The sequence below is a fragment of the Streptomyces diversicolor genome (assembly GCF_057537855.1).
The window spans coordinates 80,290-97,660 of the sequence record NZ_BAAJXA010000023.1; the positions used below are offsets into that span (position 1 = coordinate 80,290).

General features: G+C 72.9%; 4 pseudogenes. All 4 read left to right on the forward strand.

The features are described 5' to 3' along the window. Positions 1–10: 10 nt before the first annotated feature. A pseudogene (locus AC27LF_RS26205) lies at positions 11–3,571 on the forward strand (type I polyketide synthase); the annotation flags it as partial. Between the two features lie 111 nt (positions 3,572–3,682). Then, positions 3,683–10,255 (forward strand): annotated as a pseudogene (locus AC27LF_RS26210) (SDR family NAD(P)-dependent oxidoreductase); the annotation flags it as partial. Between the two features lie 147 nt (positions 10,256–10,402). Beyond that, positions 10,403–14,929, forward strand: a pseudogene (locus tag AC27LF_RS26215) (type I polyketide synthase); the annotation flags it as partial. A 183-nt stretch (positions 14,930–15,112) separates the two neighbouring features. Further along, positions 15,113–17,341: pseudogene (locus AC27LF_RS26220) on the forward strand (type I polyketide synthase); the annotation flags it as partial. Between the last annotated feature and the right edge of the window lie 30 nt (positions 17,342–17,371).

Consider the following 17,371-nt stretch of genomic DNA (forward strand, 5'->3'; position numbering starts at 1 on the left):
GACGGTGCCCGTGGACAAGCTGACGGAGGCGCTCCGTGCTTCGCTGCTGGCCAACAGCCGGCTGCGCGAAGAGAACCGGGCACTGGTCGACGCCGCGCACGAGCCGATCGCGCTGGTGGGAATGGCGTGCCGGTTTCCCGGCGGGGTGCGCGGCCCGGAGGATCTGTGGCGGCTGGTCGCGGACGGCGTGGACGGCGTCGGCCCGTTCCCCGCGGACCGCGGCTGGGACCTGGACGCTCTGCTGGGCCCGGACGGCCCCGGCTCCGGGACCTCGGCGACCGGCGAGGGCGGGTTCCTGGACGAGCCGGGCGAGTTCGACGCTGCGTTCTTCCGGATCTCGCCGAGAGAGGCGGTGGCCACCGACCCGCAGCAGCGGTTGCTGCTTGAGGTGTCGTGGGAAGCCCTCGAACACGCGGGCATCGACCCGAGTTCGCTGGCCGGAAGCCGGACCGGCGTGTTCACCGGCGCCTACCAGTCCGGCTACGCCGAGCTGGTCGCCCGGGGCGGCGAGCAGGTGCGGGCCCACCAGATCACCGGCGGCGCGGGCAGCGTGATCTCGGGCCGGGTCGCCTACACGCTCGGGCTTGAGGGCCCGGCGGTGAGTGTGGACACGGCGTGTTCCTCGTCGCTGGTGGCGATGCACCTGGCCGCGCAGGCGCTGCGGGCCGGGGAATGCACGCTGGCTCTCGCCGGTGGGGTCACGGTGATGGCCTCACCCGGCATGTTCCTGGGTTTCACCGCACAGGGCGGGCTCGCCGCGGACGGCCGGTGCAAGTCCTTCGCCGACGCGGCCGACGGCACCGGCTGGGCCGAAGGCGTCGGTGTGGTGGTGCTGGAGCGGTTGTCGGACGCTCGTCGGCACGGCCATGAGGTGCTGGCCCTGGTGCGGTCCAGCGCGGTGAACCAGGACGGCGCTTCCAACGGTCTGACGGCGCCGAACGGTCCGTCGCAGCAACGCGTGATCCGGCAGGCGCTCGCCGCGGCTGGTCTGTGCGCCGCGGACGTCGATGCGGTCGAGGCGCACGGCACCGGGACGAAGCTCGGTGATCCGATCGAGGCGCAGGCGGTGCTGGCGACCTATGGTCAGGACCGGCCCGAGGACCGGCCGTTATGGCTTGGCTCGTTGAAGTCGAACATCGGACACGCCCAGGCGGCCGCCGGCATCGGTGGCGTGATCAAGACGGTGCTGGCGCTGCGGCACGGGATACTGCCGAAGACGCTGCACGTGGACGAGCCGTCGAGGCAGGTGGACTGGTCGCAGGGCGATGTGCGGCTGCTCACGGAGGCGATGCCGTGGCCGGAGACCGGCCGCCCCCGCCGGGCCGGGGTGTCGTCGTTCGGCGTCAGCGGCACGAATGCCCACGTGATCCTCGAAGCCCCGGGCGAAGCCGCTGCCGGTCCCGCCGGACCGCCCTCCGGGCCGCCTGCCGTCGAGGGCGTCCTGCCGTGGGTGGTGTCGGGCAAGTCGGCCGACGCCGTGCGGGCCCAGGCGGCCCGATTGCTCGAACGGCTCAAGGCGGACCCGGCGCTGAGCCCGGCCGACGTGGGCTGGTCGTTGCTCACCTCGCGTGCGGCTTTCGACCACCGCGCCGTGCTGGTGGGCGGCGACCGGACCGAGCTGCTGGCGGCCCTGCGCGCCGCGGCGGACGGCGAGCCCACCGCGAACGTGGTCCTGGGCACTGCCCGGAACTGGGCCAAACTCGCTGTCCTGTTCACGGGCCAGGGGGCGCAACGGGTGGGGATGGCCCGCGACTTGTACGACCGTTCGCCGGTGTTCGCGCGAGCGTTGGACGAGATCCTCGCCGAGCTGGATCCGTTGTTGGACCGGCCGTTGCGCGAGGTGATGTGGGGCGAGGACACGGAGCTGATCGACGAGACGGGCTGGGCGCAGCCCGCGTTGTTCGCCGTCGAGGCGGCCTTGTTCGAGGTGCTGCGCGCGTTCGGCGTGACCCCGGCCCATCTCCTGGGACATTCGATCGGTGAGGTCACGGCCGCTTACGTGGCCGGGGTGTGGTCGCTCGGCGACGCGTGCCGGGTGGTGGCGGCTCGGGCGCGGTTGATGCAGGCGCTGCCGTCCGGCGGGGCGATGGCCGCCGTCGGGCTGCCCGAGGCGGAGATCGCCGGGTTGCTGCCCGAAACCGTGTCGATCGCCGCGGTCAACACAGCGGATTCGGTGGTGGTCTCGGGGCCGCGGGAAGCCGTGGACTCGGTCGTCGCGGTCGTGTCCGCTCGTGGTGCCAAGGTGTCGCGGCTGCGAGTGTCGCACGCGTTCCACTCGGCGTTGATGGACCCGATGCTCAAGGACTTCCGGCAGGTTCTGCAATCGGTGCGGTGTGCGCCGCCACGGATTCCCGTGGTGTCCAATCTGACCGGAAAGCGGGCGCCCGACGAGGAGTTGTGTTCGCCGGAGTACTGGGTGCGGCAGGCGCGGTCGGCGGTGCGGTTCGCCGACGGTGTGCGGTGGCTGGCCGGCCACGGCGTCGCGGCGATGGTCGAGCTGGGTCCGGACGGGGTCCTGTCGGGCCTGGCGCGGCAGAGCTGCACCTCGGTCGCGGTGCCGATGCTGCGCCGGCGGAAAACCTCCGAACGCGGCGAGGCCGCGACGGTGGTGGCGGCCCTCGCGCAGCTGCACACGCAGGGCGTGGCGGTGGACTGGAGCACTCTCTTCGCCGGGCAGGCCGCCACGCGGATCGCGTTGCCGACGTACGCGTTCCGGCATGAGCGCTACTGGCTCGACGGCTCGAACCGGGCGGTCGACGTGTCCTCGGCCGGGCTGACCGCCGCGGAGCACCCGTTGCTGGGTGCGATGCTGTCGCTTCCGCAGACCGACGGGTTCGTGTTCACCAGCCGTCTGTCCCAGCGCACGCATCCCTGGCTGGCCGGGCACCCGGTGGGAGGCTCGGCGGTACTGCCCGCCACCGCCTACGTCGAGCTGGCCGTGCGCGCCGGTGACAGCGCCGGGTGCGACCGGCTGGACGAGCTGGTGGTGGAGACCGCGCTTGCGCTGCCCGCTCGCGGCGGTGTCCAGCTTCAGGTCGTGGTCGGCGACCGCGTGGACGGGCGCCGCGAGGTGGCGGTGTACGCCCGGCCGGACGGTGAGGAGACCTGGATACGGCATGCCACGGGGACGCTGAGCACCGGATCATCCGATGGCGACGGTGACGAACTGCTTACCGCGTTGGGCCGGGAATGGCCGGTGCCCGGTGCGACGGCCGTGGACCTCGGCGACACCTCCGGGAGCGGCCCGCTCGGCCCCGCCGTGACCGAGGTCTGGGCCCGCGGCGACCAGGTGTTCGCCGAAGTCGAGCTGCCGGATTCCGAGCACGCTCCGGCAGCGTCCTTCGGCATCCACCCGGCGCTGCTGGACGCGGCTCTGCGGGCGGCGGCCTTCGCGCAGCCGGGCGAGAGCACGGCGGTCCCGGCCGCCTTCGGCGACGTGGTGTTGCGCGCGTCTGGCGCGGCGCGGCTCCGCGTGGCCTCGATACGGACCGGCCCGGACGAGATCTCGGTCGCCGCGGCGGACGGCGCGGGACTGCCGGTCTTGTCGATCGGATCGGTGATCGCGCGGCGGACGGACGGCGCGCCCCCCAGGACCGGCGACCGGTCCGTCCTCGCCGTGGAGTGGGTCGGGATCACCCCGGCGGCCGGCGCGGACCTGCGTGACTGGCTGCTGGCCGGCCCGGACGACGCCCGCTTCGCCGACCTGACCGCGCCCGGTGAGGAGAGGCCGGTGCCGCAGGCGGTGGTGCTGGCCGTGTCCGGTGCCGCGGACGCGGTCGTGGAGTCGGCGCACGAGCTGACCGGACGCGTCCTGCGGCTGCTGCAGCACTGGTTGGCCGACGGCCGGTTCTCGGCTGTCCCGCTGGTGGTCCTGACGTCGGGAGCCGTCGCCGCCGGGCCGGACGAAGGGGTGCGGGACCTGCCCGCGGCCGCGGTGTGGGGCCTGGTGAGGTCGGCCCAGACGGAGAATCCCGGCCGGTTCGTGCTGCTCGACTCGGACACCGAACCGGACGGCGCGACCGTGAGCCGGGTCCTGGCCTCGGGCGAACCGCAGATGGTGATCCGCGAAGGCCGGATGCACGCGGCCCGGCTCGTCCGCACCGAGCCCGGCGGACACGCCTTCACGCCGGTCGGGCCGGGCACCGTGGTGATCACCGGTGGGACCGGCGCTCTGGGCGGTGTCGTGGCCCGGCACCTCGTCGCCGCGCGCGGGGTCCGGCACCTGTTGCTGCTCAGTCGTCGGGGAATGGCCGCCCCGCAGGCCGCGGACCTGGTCGGGGAGTTGGCGGCACAGGGGGCGGAGGTGACCGTCGCGGCGTGCGACGTGACGGACCGGCAGGCCCTGGCGGAGGTGCTGGCGGCGGTTCCGCCGCAGAGGCCGGTGACCGGGGTCGTCCACACGGCCGGTGTGGTCGACGACGGCGTGCTCGGTTCCCTGTCACAGGAGCAGGTCGACCGGGTGCTGGCGCCGAAGGTGGACGCGGCGTGGCACCTGCACGAACTGACCCGGGAACTCGATCTCTCGCTGTTCGCGGTGTTCTCCTCCATCGGCGGCTCGCTCGGCAGCGGCGGGCAGGCGAACTACGCGGCGGGCAACGTGTTCCTCGACGCGTTGATGCAGCAGCGCCGGCACGCCGGGCTGCCGGGGCTGTCGATGGCGTGGGGTCCGTGGACCACGGAGATCGGCATGACCGGCACGCTGTCCGACGGGGACCGCCGGCGCATCGCCCGCTCCGCGGTCCCGCCGCTGACGCCCGCGCAGGGCATGGAGCTGTTCGAGCGCGCCCTGGTCACCGATCGGCCCGTGCTGGTGCTGACCCGGTTGAACCTGGCCGCGTTACGCGCTCAGACGGAGGTCCCGCCCCTGTGGCGCACGCTCGCCGGCGGCGTGCGCCGCCGGCGGGCCGACGACGCGACCGGCGGCCAGGACGGCCTGCGACAGCGGCTCGCCGGACTGTCCGAAGCGGACGGACTGCGGCTGCTGACCGGTCTCGTCCGGGACAGCGCCGCAGCCGTGCTCGGTCACGCGCCACAGACGCGGATCGAGGCGGACCAGCCGTTCAGCGAGCTGGGCTTCGACTCGCTGACCGCGGTCGAGCTGCGGAACCTGGTGCAGGCCAGAACCGGTCTCGCGATGCCCGCGAGCCTGGTGTTCGACTACCCGACCGTCGGCCACGTCGCGCGTCACCTGGCCGCCGAGTTCGGCGACGTGGGCCCGGAGGTGCCGTCCGCCGTACCGGAGCCGGCGCCGGCTCCGGTCGCCGACGATCCGGTGGTGCTGGTGGGGATGGCGTGCCGGTTCCCGGGCGGGGTGCGCGGGCCGGAGGATCTGTGGCGCCTGGTGGCCGACGGCACCGACGGAATCACGCCGTTCCCGGCCGATCGCGGCTGGAACCTGGACGCGTTGCTGGGACCCGACGGCTCCGGATCGTCCGCGACCGGGGAAGGCGGGTTCATCGACGGCGCAGGCGACTTCGACGCGGCGTTCTTCCGGATCTCGCCGCGTGAGGCGCTGGCCACCGACCCGCAGCAGCGGTTGCTGCTGGAGGTGTCGTGGGAAGCCCTGGAACAGGCCGGGATCAAGCCCGCGTCCCTGGCCGGCAGCTCGACCGGCGTGTACGTAGGCGCGTACCAGTCCGGGTACGCCGAGCTGGTCTCCCGCTCCGACGGACAGCTGCTGGGCCACGCCCTCACCGGCGGCGCAGGCAGTGTGATATCCGGCCGGATCGCCTACACACTGGGCTTGGAAGGCCCTGCGGTGAGCGTGGACACGGCCTGTTCGTCGTCATTGGTGGCCATGCACCTGGCGGCTCAGGCACTGCGGGCGGGGGAGTGCTCGCTCGCGCTGGCCGGTGGTGTCACGATCATGGCTTCACCGGACACGTTCGTCGGCTTCAGCGTGCAGGGTGGCTTGGCCGCCGACGGGCGGTGCAAGTCGTTCGCGGATGCGGCCGACGGCACCGGCTGGGCCGAGGGCGTCGGCGTGGTGGTGCTGGAACGGCTCTCCGATGCTCGGCGCAACGATCACGAAGTCCTGGCTGTGCTGCGTTCGAGCGCGGTGAACCAGGACGGTGCGTCGAACGGGTTGACGGCGCCGAACGGCCCCTCGCAGCAACGGGTGATCCGGCGGGCACTGGCCGCGGCGGGACTGACCGCTTCGGACATCGATGCCGTGGAATCCCACGGTACGGGTACGAAGCTCGGTGATCCGATCGAGGCGCAGGCGTTGCTGGCGACCTACGGCCAGGATCGGCCCGCGGAACGGCCGCTGTGGCTGGGCTCGTTGAAGTCGAACATCGGCCACACGCAAGCGGCCGCCGGCGTCGGTGGTGTGATCAAGACGGTCATGGCGTTGCGGCACGGCGTGTTGCCGAAAACGCTGCACGTGGACGCGCCGTCGACGCAGGTGGACTGGGCGCAAGGCGACGTCCGGCTGCTGACGGAGTCGGTGCCGTGGCCGGAAACAGACCGCCCTCGGCGGGCCGGGGTGTCCTCGTTCGGCGTCAGCGGCACCAACGCGCACGTCATCCTCGAAGCGGCCGCCACCGCCACGGCCTCACCCGGCGGCGGCCCCGGCGGCGACCCCGGCGGTGTCGTGCCGTGGGTGCTGTCCGGCAAGACGGAAGAGGCGCTGCGGGCGCAGGCAGCGCGCTTGCTGGCGCACCTCGAATCCGACGCGTCGTGGCGCCCCGTGGATGTGGGCTGGTCGCTGATCCACTCGCGGACGGTGTTCGAGCACCGCGCTGTCGTCGTGGGCACCGATCGGGACGAGTTGCTGACCGCAGTGCGCGCTGCCGCCGCCGGCGAACCCGCCGCGGGCCTTACCGAAGGCGTCGCCCGGGCCGGTGACGCAGTGGTGTTCGTGTTCCCGGGCCAGGGTGCCCAATGGGTGGGGATGGCCCAGGACCTGCTGGCCGAGTCGCCGGTGTTCGCCGCGTCGATGCGCCAGTGTGCGGCGGCGCTGGCGCCGTTCGTCGACTGGTCCCTGGAGCAGGTGCTCGGTGACGAGGCCGCGTTGGCGCGAGCCGACGTCGTACAGCCGGTGTCGTGGGCGGTGATGGTGTCGTTGGCGGCGGAGTGGCGGTCGTTCGGGGTCGAGCCGGCCGCGGTGGTGGGGCACTCGCAGGGTGAGATCGCGGCCGCGTGTGTGGCCGGTGCCCTGTCCTTGTCGGACGGTGCTCGTGTTGTGGTCCTCCGCAGCCGCGCGATCGCCGACACGCTGGCCGGTGGTGGGGGCATGGTGGCCTTGCCGATGGCGGTCACCGAGGTCGGGGAACTGATCTCGCGGCGGCCGGCGGTTTCGGTGGCCGCGATCAACGGCCCGGCATCCGTGGTGGTCGCCGGGGAGCCGGACGCCCTCGACCGGTTGCTGGCCGACTGCGCAAGCGACGGGATCCGGGCGCGCCGGATCGCGGTGGACTACGCCTCGCACTCGCCGTCGGTGGAGCGGATCGAGGAGCGGCTGCTGGCGGACCTGGCCCCGGTCAGTCCCCGCTCGTCGACGGTCCCGGTCTACTCGTCGGTGACCGGGCAGCTCGCGGACACCGCGTCGTGGGACGCCCGGTACTGGTACGACAACCTGCGCAACCCGGTGCTGTTCGAAACGGCGCTCGCGGCCGCTCTCGACGCCGGTCCCGACCTGGTGATCGAGGTCGGTCCGCATCCGGTGCTGGTCCCGGCGGTGCAGGACATCGCGCAGCGGCGAGAGAAGCCCGCGGCCGCGGTGGGGACACTCCGCCGCGACGAAGGAACCCTGCGGCGAGTGGTCCTGTCGGTGGCTCACGCGTGTGCTCTGGGCGTCGAGGTGGACTGGGCCCGGGTGTTCGCCGACCGCGGTGCGCGGCGGGTCCCGTTGCCGACGTACGCCTTCCAGCACCGGGTTTTCTGGCCGGACACGACCGGCGGCAGGGCCGATGTGTCCGCGGCCGGGCTGGCGCCTGCGGACCACCCGCTGCTGGGGGCGACGCTGCCGCTGCCGCAGACCGACGGGGTGGTGTTCACCAGCCGGCTTTCGCTGCGTACGCATCCGTGGCTGGCGGATCACGCGGTGCGGGACGCGGTGGTCTTCCCCGGCACCGGGTACGTGGAGCTGGCGATCCGGGCAGGCGACAGCGTCGGGTGCGACCGCCTCGACGAGCTCGTCCTTGAGGCACCGCTCGTGATGCCCGCGCACACCGGGGTTCAGCTGCAGGTGGTGGTGGGGGACCTCGATGCTCCTGCCGCGGCCGGAGCGCGCGGTGTCGCGGTGTACGCGCGAGCGGACGGCGAGGAGTCCTGGACCCGTCATGCCACGGGCGTGGTGAGCGCGGGCCCGGGTGAGGCGGGCGGCACCGAGCTGTTCGGCCCGGTGAGCGGCGACTGGCCCGGGCCGGGCGCGAAGGCACTCGACACCGACCACTTCTACGACAGGCTCGCCGAGGAGGGTTTCCTCCGGTACGGCCCGGTGTTCCGGGGGCTGACCCGGGCCTGGAGGTGCGGGGACCGGGTTCTGGCCGAGGTCGAGCTGCCGGAGTCCGGGCGTGGCCCGGCCGAGTCGTTCGGGATCCATCCGGCGCTGCTGGACGCGGCGTTGCACGCCTCGGTCTTCGCGGGGCTGGAAGCGCGCGCGGCGTTGCCGTTCAGCTTCACCGGCGTGGTGTTGCGCGCCTCGGGTGCGTCCCGGCTCCGGGTGGCGTTGACCCGGACCGGACCCGACGAGGTCGGCGTCGTGGCGGCCGACAGCAGCGGCTCACCGGTGTTGTCGATCGGCTCGCTGGCCGTGCGGCCCATGTCGGCCGGCGGCCTCCGATCCGTCCCGGGTGACGGTGCTCTGCTGAAGGCCGGCTGGATCGCCGCCGAGGGTCCGGTGGTGCCGGTGGCGGACTGGCTCCTGGTCGATCGCGCGCGTTCGGCCGGCACCGGGTACGCCGACCTCGCCGAGGTCGGTGCCGCGGCGGCGGACGGTGTTCGTCCGCAGGCGGTGGTGCTGGCCGTGGCCGGCGACCGGGACGCGGTGGTGGACTCCGTTCACGAACTGACGGCCTGGGTACTGGGGCAACTGCAGCACTGGCTGGCCGAGGACCGCTTCGCCTCGATCCCGCTGGTGGTGGCGACTCGGGGCGCGGTCACGGTCGAGGCCGGCGAGCCGTTGCGGGACCTGGCCGCGGCGGCGGTGTGGGGGCTGGTGCGCTCGGCGCAGACCGAGAACCCCGGCCGGATCGTCCTGCTCGACACCGACACCGACACCGACACCGCGCTGGACCACGACGTCCTGGGCCGGGTTCTGGGCACCGACGAGCCGCAGCTCGCGTTGCGCGGCACGCACCTGCACGCTGCCCGTCTGACGAGGGTCCGGCCGGCGGACGACCTGGTCGCACCGGAGACGGAAGCCTGGCGGCTGGAGTCCGTGGAGAGGGGCACGCTGGAGAATCTCGCGTTGGTGCCGTGTCCCGAGGTGACGGATCCCCTGCGGCCCGGGCAGGTCCGGATCGAGGTGCGCGTGGCCGGCCTGAACTTCCGCGACGTGCTCAACGCCCTCGGCATGTACCGCGGTCAGGCCGGCCCCCTGGGCAGTGAGGTCGCCGGGGTGGTCACCGAGGTCGGCCCGGAGGTGACCGGGCTGACGATCGGCGACCGGGTGATGGGCCTGGCCTTCGGCGGCTTCGGCCCGGTGGCCGTGACCGACCGGCGGTTGCTGACGGTGATCCCGGCCGGCTGGTCGTTCGCCGTCGCCGCGTCGGTTCCGATCGTGTTTTTGACGGCGTACTACGGCTTGGTGGACCTCGCGGGTCTGCGGGCGGGTGAGTCGCTGCTCGTGCACGCTGGTGCCGGTGGTGTGGGCCTGGCGGCCATTCAGCTCGGCCGGCACCTCGGCGCGGAGATCTACGCGACCGCGGGCGAAGGCAAATGGGGTGTCCTGCGCGAGTGGGGTGTCGACGAGAGCCGGGTGGCTTCGTCGCGAACCCTGGACTTCCGGGAGCGCTTCCGCGCTGCCACGGACGGGCGCGGTGTCGACGTGGTGCTCAACTCGCTGGCCGGCGAGTTCGTGGACGCCTCGCTGGACCTGCTCGCGCCCTCCGGCCGCTTCGTCGAGATGGGAAAGTCCGACATCCGGTCGGCCGAGGACCTGCGGGACCGTTGCGCCGACGTGAACTACCAGGCGTTCGAACTGACCGACGCCGGGTTCGAACGCATCCAGCAGATGCTGCGGGAACTGGTGAGCCTGTTCGAGGCCGGGGCGCTGCGGCCGTTGCCGGTGCGCAGCTGGGACGTGCGCCAGGCCCAGGACGCCTTCCGGTTCATGAGCCAGGCCAAGCACGTCGGCAAGCTGGTGCTCACCGTCCCACGGGCACCGGACTCCTCGGGCACGGTCGTGATCACCGGCGCCGGCGGCCTGGGCGGTGCCCTGGCCCGCCACCTGGCCGGCGCGCACGGTGTCCGGCACCTGCTGCTCGTCAGTCGGCGCGGCCCGGCCGCTCCGGGTGCCTCAGCGCTGGTCACCGAGTTGGCCGCGCAGGGCGTGACGGTGACGTTCGCGGCGTGCGACCTGACGGATCGGGAGGCCCTGGCCGCGGTGCTGGCCGGGGTTCCGGCCAGGCGACCGGTGACCGGGGTGGTGCACACCGCCGGGATCCTTGAGGACGGCGTACTCGGCTCGCTCTCGCCGGATCAGCTCGATCGCGTGCTGGCGCCGAAGGTCGACGCGGCGTGGCACCTCCACGAGCTGACGAGCCATCTGGACCTGTCGTTCTTCGTGGTGTTCTCCTCTCTCGCCGGGCTTTTGGGCAGCGGCGGCCAGGCCAACTACGCCGCGGGCAACGTGTTCCTCGACGGTTTGGTGCAGCACCGTCGTGAGCGGGGGCTGCCGGGCTCGTCGATGGCCTGGGGCGCCTGGACGACCGAGGTCGGGCTGGTGGGCACCTTGTCCTCGGCGGACCTTCGCCGCATCGAACGGTCGGCCCTGCCGCCGTTCTCGGTGGCGCAGGGCATGGACCTGTTCGACCGGGCGCTGCGCTGTAGCCGGCCGGTGCTCGGACTGGCCCGGCTGAACGCACGGGCGTTGCGGGCTCAGCAGGACGTGCCGGCCCTGTGGCGGTCGCTCACCGGCGCCGTGCCGCGCCGCACTGCCGACAACACCCGCGACGGTCGGGGCGGGCTGGGCAAGCGGTTGGCGGAACTGTCCGTGCGGGAGCGTGAGCAGACACTGGCGGAGCTGGTCCGGGAGTCCGTCGCGGCGGTGCTGGGCCACGGCTCGGGGGCACAGATCGACCCGGACCGTCCGTTGCGGGAGCTGGGCTTCGACTCGCTGACGTCGGTGGAGTTGCGGAATCTGCTGCGGGCCAAGACGGGTGCGGTGCTGGCGGCGAGCGTGGTGTTCGACTATCCGACGGTCACGCGGCTGGCGCGGCACCTGGCTGCCGGGTTCGGTGCCGGGCAGCCGGCGGAGCCGACCGCGGTGCCGGCGCCGGTGTCGGTTTCCGACGATCCGATCGTGCTGATCGGGATGGCCTGCCGGTTCCCGGGTGGTGTCGCGGGTCCGGACGACCTGTGGCGGCTGGTCGCCGATGGCGTCGACGGCGTCACCCCGTTCCCGGCCGATCGCGGCTGGAACCTGGACACCCTGATCGGGCGTGAGGGACCCGGATCCGGAACCTCGGCCACGGGTGAGGGCGGATTCCTCGCCGGTGTCGACGAGTTCGACGCGGCGTTCTTCCGGATCTCGCCGCGTGAGGCGCTTGCCACGGATCCGCAGCAGCGGTTGCTGCTGGAGGTGTCGTGGGAAGCCCTGGAACAGGCGGGAATCGATCCGACCTCGCTGGCGGGCAGCCCGACCGGCGTGTTCGCCGGCGCGTACCAGTCCGGATACGGCGACATGGTCGCCCGCGGCGGCGACCGGCTCCTTGGCCACCAGATGACGGGTGGCGCGACCAGTGTGATCTCCGGTCGGGTGTCCTACACGCTCGGTCTGGAGGGCCCTGCGGTGAGCGTGGACACGGCGTGTTCGTCGTCGTTGGTGGCGATGCACCTGGCCGCGCAGGCGTTGCGGGCGGGCGAGTGCACGCTGGCGCTGGCCGGCGGGGTGACCGTGATGGCCTCACCGGACACGTTCGTCGGCTTCACCGTGCAGGGCGGAATGGCCGCGGACGGGCGCTGCAAGTCCTTCTCCGACGCCGCCGACGGCGCCGGCTGGGCCGAGGGCGTCGGTGTCGTCGTGATGGAACGGCTGTCCGAGGCCCGCCGAAACGGGCACGAGGTCCTGGCTGTCTTCCGGTCGAGCGCCGTGAACCAGGACGGTGCGTCGAACGGGTTGACGGCGCCGAACGGTCCCTCGCAGCAGCGGGTGATCCGCCAGGCGCTCGCGGCGGCCGGACTGTCCACCGCGGACGTCGACACCGTGGAAGCCCACGGCACGGGCACCCGGCTCGGCGACCCGATCGAGGCGCAGGCGCTGCTGGCCACGTACGGTCAGGACCGGCCCGAGGGCTGGCCGCTGTGGCTCGGGTCGTTGAAGTCGAACATCGGCCACGCGCAGGCGGCCGCGGGCGTCGGCGGCGTGATCAAGATGGTGATGGCGCTGCGCCACGGAGTGCTGCCCAGGACGTTGCACGTCAACCGGCCCTCCACCCAGGTCGACTGGACCCAGGGTGATGTGCGGCTGCTGACCGAAGCGGTGCCGTGGCCCGAAACCGGCCGGCCGCGGCGGGCCGGCGTGTCCTCGTTCGGGATCAGTGGCACCAACGCGCACGTGATCCTTGAGGCTCCCGCCCGCACCGACGTCGTCCCGGCCGCCGACACCGGCGCCGTGGTGCCATGGGTGCTGTCCGGCAAGTCGGCTGAGGCGGTCCGGGCCCAGGCGTCCAGGCTGCTGGGGTTCGTGGCGGCGGACCCGGCCCTGCGTCCGGTGGATGTGGGCTGGTCGCTGGTCGGTTCGCGGGCGGTGTTCGACCACCGCGCCGTGGTCGTGGGCGGCGAGCGGGCCGAACTGCTGGCGGGCCTGCGTGCGGTCGCGGCCGGTCAATCGGAGCCCGGTACGGTTCGGCCGGGCACTCGGCTGGGTGTGCTGTTCACGGGCCAGGGTGCTCAGCGGGTGGGCATGGCTCGGGACTTGTTCGACCAGTCCCCGGTGTTCGCCGCCGCGCTGGAGGAGATCCTCGCCAAGCTGGATCCGTTGCTGGACCGGCCGTTGCGTGAGGTGATGTGGGGCGAGGACGCGGAGCTGATCCATGAGACGGGGTGGGCGCAGCCGGCGCTGTTCGCGGTGGAAGCCGCATTGTTCGAGGTGCTGCGCGCCTTCGGCGTGACCCCCGACTACCTGCTGGGGCATTCGATCGGCGAGCTGACCGCGGCGTATGTGTCAGGTGTGTGGTCGCTGGCCGACGCGTGCCGGGTGGTGGCCGCGCGGGCGCGGTTGATGCAGGCGTTGCCATCCGGCGGCGTGATGGCCCAACTGGAGATTTCCGAGGCCGAGATCGCGGACCTGTTGCCGGACGGCGTGTCGCTGGCGGCGGTGAACACCGACGATTCGGTGGTGGTCTCGGGTCCTTCGGCCGCGGTGGACCGGGTGGTGGCGGCCGTGGGCGAGCGTGGCCGCCGGGTGTCGCGTCTGCGGGTGTCGCACGCGTTCCATTCGGCGTTGCTGGACCCCATGCTGGGCGAGTTCACGCGGGTGTTGGAGTCGGTGCGGTTCGCAAAGCCGCGGATTCCCGTGGTGTCCGATGTGACCGGTCGGGTGGCGACGGCCGAGCAGTTGTGCTCACCGCAGTACTGGGCCCGTCAGGTCCGAGTGCCGGTGCGGTTCGCCGACGGTGTGCGGTGGCTGGCCGAGCAGGGTGTGACGGCGATGGTCGAGCTGGGTCCGGACGGCGTGCTGTCCGCGCTGGCGCAGGGCAGCTGTGCTCCAGGGACGGTGGTGACGCCGGTCCTGCGGCGCGAGCACGACGACACGTCGACGCTGTTGGCGGCGCTCGGGCAGCTGTACACGCGAGGCGTGGCCGTGGACTGGGCCACGGCGTTCGCCGGTCGAGGAGGCACCCGGATCAGCCTGCCGACCTACGCCTTCCAACGGCAGCGCTTCTGGCCCGACGCGGCCGTCGGCCGGACCGAGGCATCCGCCGGATTGCGGTCCGCTGACCACCCGTTGCTCGGGGCGGTGCTGTCGCTGCCGCAGTTCGACGGTGTGGTCTTCACCAGCCGCCTGTCCCTGCGGACCCACCCGTGGCTCGCCGACCACGTGGTGCTCGACGAGGTGGTGCTGCCCGGTGCGGCGTACGTCGAGCTGGCGATCCGCGCCGGCGACAGCGTGGGCTGCGGTCGGCTGGACGAGCTGGTGCTGGAAGCGCCGCTGGTGCTGCCCGGTCGAGGCGGCATGGAACTTCAGGTCGTGGTCGGTGGTGCCGACGCCCCCGGACCCGAAGGGCGGCGGAGCGTCACGATCCACGCCCGCCCGGACGGCGTAGAGACCTGGACCCGGCACGCCACCGGTGTGGTGAGCGTGGCTTCGCCGCCGACTCGGGCGGACGGGCTGTTCCAGGCCGTCGGCGGGACCTGGCCGGTGCCCGGTGCGACGCCGGTGGATGTCGAGCGGGTCTACGACCGGCTCGCCGACCTCGGACTCGACTACGGGCCGGCGTTCCGGGGCATGACCGAAGCCTGGGAGAGCGGGGACCTGACCTTCGCCGAGGTGGATCTGCCCGAGCCCGCCCGCGCGATGGCGGGTTCGTTCGGGATCCATCCGGCGCTGCTGGACGCCGCTTCACATCCGGTCGCCGTCGCGGGCGCGGGCGCGGACCCGGACGGTTCCGGCCGGTTGCCGTTCCGGTTCGCCGACATGGTGTTGCGAGCCTCGGGTGCGGCCCGGCTTCGGGTGGCGCTGAGGCGTCTCGGGCCGGACGAGGTGGCGATGGCCGCAGCGGACAGCACCGGCATGCCGGTGCTGTCGATCGGTTCGCTGGCCGTGCGGGCCCCGGTGGCAGGCAGCCGCACCGCCGGCGACGAGGCGCTGCTGCGGCTGGAGTGGCTTGAGACCACCGGCACCGCGGCTCCGGTGAGCGAGTGGCTGACCATCGAAGCCGCTGTCGAGCGGGAGACGGCACCGCAGGCTGTCGTGCTCAACGTGTCCGGTGACCCGGACGCCGTCGTGGCGTCCACCCACGAGATGACCGGCCGGGTCAGGGATCGGCTGCGGCACTGGCTGGACGAGGACCGGTTCGCCGCCGTCCCGCTGGTCGTGGTCACGCGGGGTGCTGTCGCGGTCGAGCCCTGTGAGCCGGTGAGCGACGTGGCCGCTGCCGCCGTGTGGGGTCTGGCGCGTTCGATGCAGGCCGAGAGGCCGGGCCGGCTCATCCTGCTCGACACGGATGCCGACCTCGACGCCGACGCGCTGGGGCGAGTCGTGGCCGCCGACGAGCCGCAGCTGGCCCTGCGCCGGGGCCGGCTCCACGCCGCCCGGCTCACCCGGACCGGCGACACCGACCAACCGGTCACGTCACTGGCGTCGGGCGCGGTCGTGATCACCGGCGGTGAGCGTGCCCGTGTGGTCGCCCGGCATCTGGTCGCCGAGCACGGTGTCCGGCGTCTGCTGCTGCTCGGTCGACGCGGTACGGACGAGCCGGAAACGGCCGAGCTGGTGGCGGAATTGGCTCAGCGGGGCGCCGAAGCAACGGTCACCGCGTGCGACGTGACCGATCGGCGGGCCTTGGCCGAGGTGCTGGCCTCGGGTCCCGCGGATCAGCCGCTCATCGGCGTCGTGCACACCGCCGAGGCCCGCTCGCTGCCCGAGGAGGGCTCGGACCCGGTGCCGGGGCCGACGGCCGACGCGGCTTGGCATCTGCACGAACTGACCAAGGATCGGAATCTGGCACTGTTCGTGATGTTCTCGTCGTTCGCCGGCCTTGAGGGCAGCGGCGGGCAGGGCGGCGACGCCGCGTTTGTGGCCGCGCTGGCGTGGCACCGCCGTGGTCAGGGCTTGCCGGGCCTGTCGATCGCCTGGGACGACCGGGCGGGCGAGCCGGAGTTGTCCGCGGCGCGGGAGATGGCGCTCTTCGACCGGGCGCTGGGCACCGGTGACGCGGTGGTGGCAGCGACCCGGCTGGATGTGCGGGCGATGCGGGCCCGGCCGGAGATCCCGGTGCTGTGGCGGTCTCTGGCCGGTGGTCCGGGCCGGCGGGCGGCCGACAACAGCCGACCCGATCGCGAGGGGCTGAGGAAGCGGCTCGCCGGGCTGTCCGAAGCGGACCGTGAGGAGGTGCTGATCGACGTGGTCCGCGAAGCGGTGGCGGCGGTGCTGGGCCACACCTCGGATGTGTCGATCGAACCGGACCGGCCCCTCGGCGAACTGGGTTTCGACTCGTTGACGGCGGTCGAACTGCGCAACTCGCTGCATGCCAGAACCGGCGTGGCGCTGGCCGCGACCCTGGTGTTCGACCATCCGCACCTGCGCAGCCTGGCCACGGAGCTGAACGCGGCGATGTCCGAGCTGCCACGGGTCGGCGACGGCGGTGGTCCGCTTCCGGAACACCACGACCTGTTCGGTGAGCTCTACCTCGAAGCGATCGAGAACGACCGGCCGGAGCTCGGCGACGAACTCATGATCAAGGCCGCGCGGTTGCGCGAGAAATTCGACGACCCGGCGCAGGTGAAGGCGAAGCCGGCCGTGGTCCGCATGTCCCCGGCGGGGGACGGGCCGCACGTGATCTGCGTGTGCCCGACCATCATGACCACCGGGCCACAGGTTTACCTCCGGCTCGCCGCGGAGCTCACGGCCCGGGGAAACCAGGTGTCGGCCCTGGTGCCTCCGGGGTTCGCCGCCGGCGAGCCGCTGCCCGCGACCCGGGCCGCGTTGGTGACCGGTTTGGCCGACACGGTCGAGGAGTTCGTGGGTGAGACGGAGTTCTCCCTGACCGGGCACTCCTCCGGTGGGGTGGTGGCGTACGAGCTCGCCCAGGAGCTGCACGCCCGTGGCCGGGCTCCCGCCGGCCTCGTGCTGCTCGACACCTACACCTTGAATCTCAAGGGCGAGCGGGGCGTGTTCGACGACGAGGACCTGCAACACGCGTTGCGCACCAGGCTGGTCGAGTACGTGCGCCGGATGGGCTTCGACACGCTGTCCGAACGGATCACCGCGCAGCTGTGGAACCTCGATCTGCTCAGGGGCTGGCGGCCCGAGGGGATGTCGGTGCCGTCGCTGTACATCCGTTCGACGCAGGCCCTCGCGCACGGGGCGGGGGACGAGTGGCGTGATGAAGTGGCCGCCGCGGCGGACTCGGTCGTCGAAGTGCCTGGTGACCACTTCACCATGCTGGAAGCCGAGCAGGTGAGCTCGACCGCCAGGGCCGTCGGGGAATGGCTGGACAATGTGCGGTGAAAGCGGCTGCGGTGCGGGAATCCACTGGCC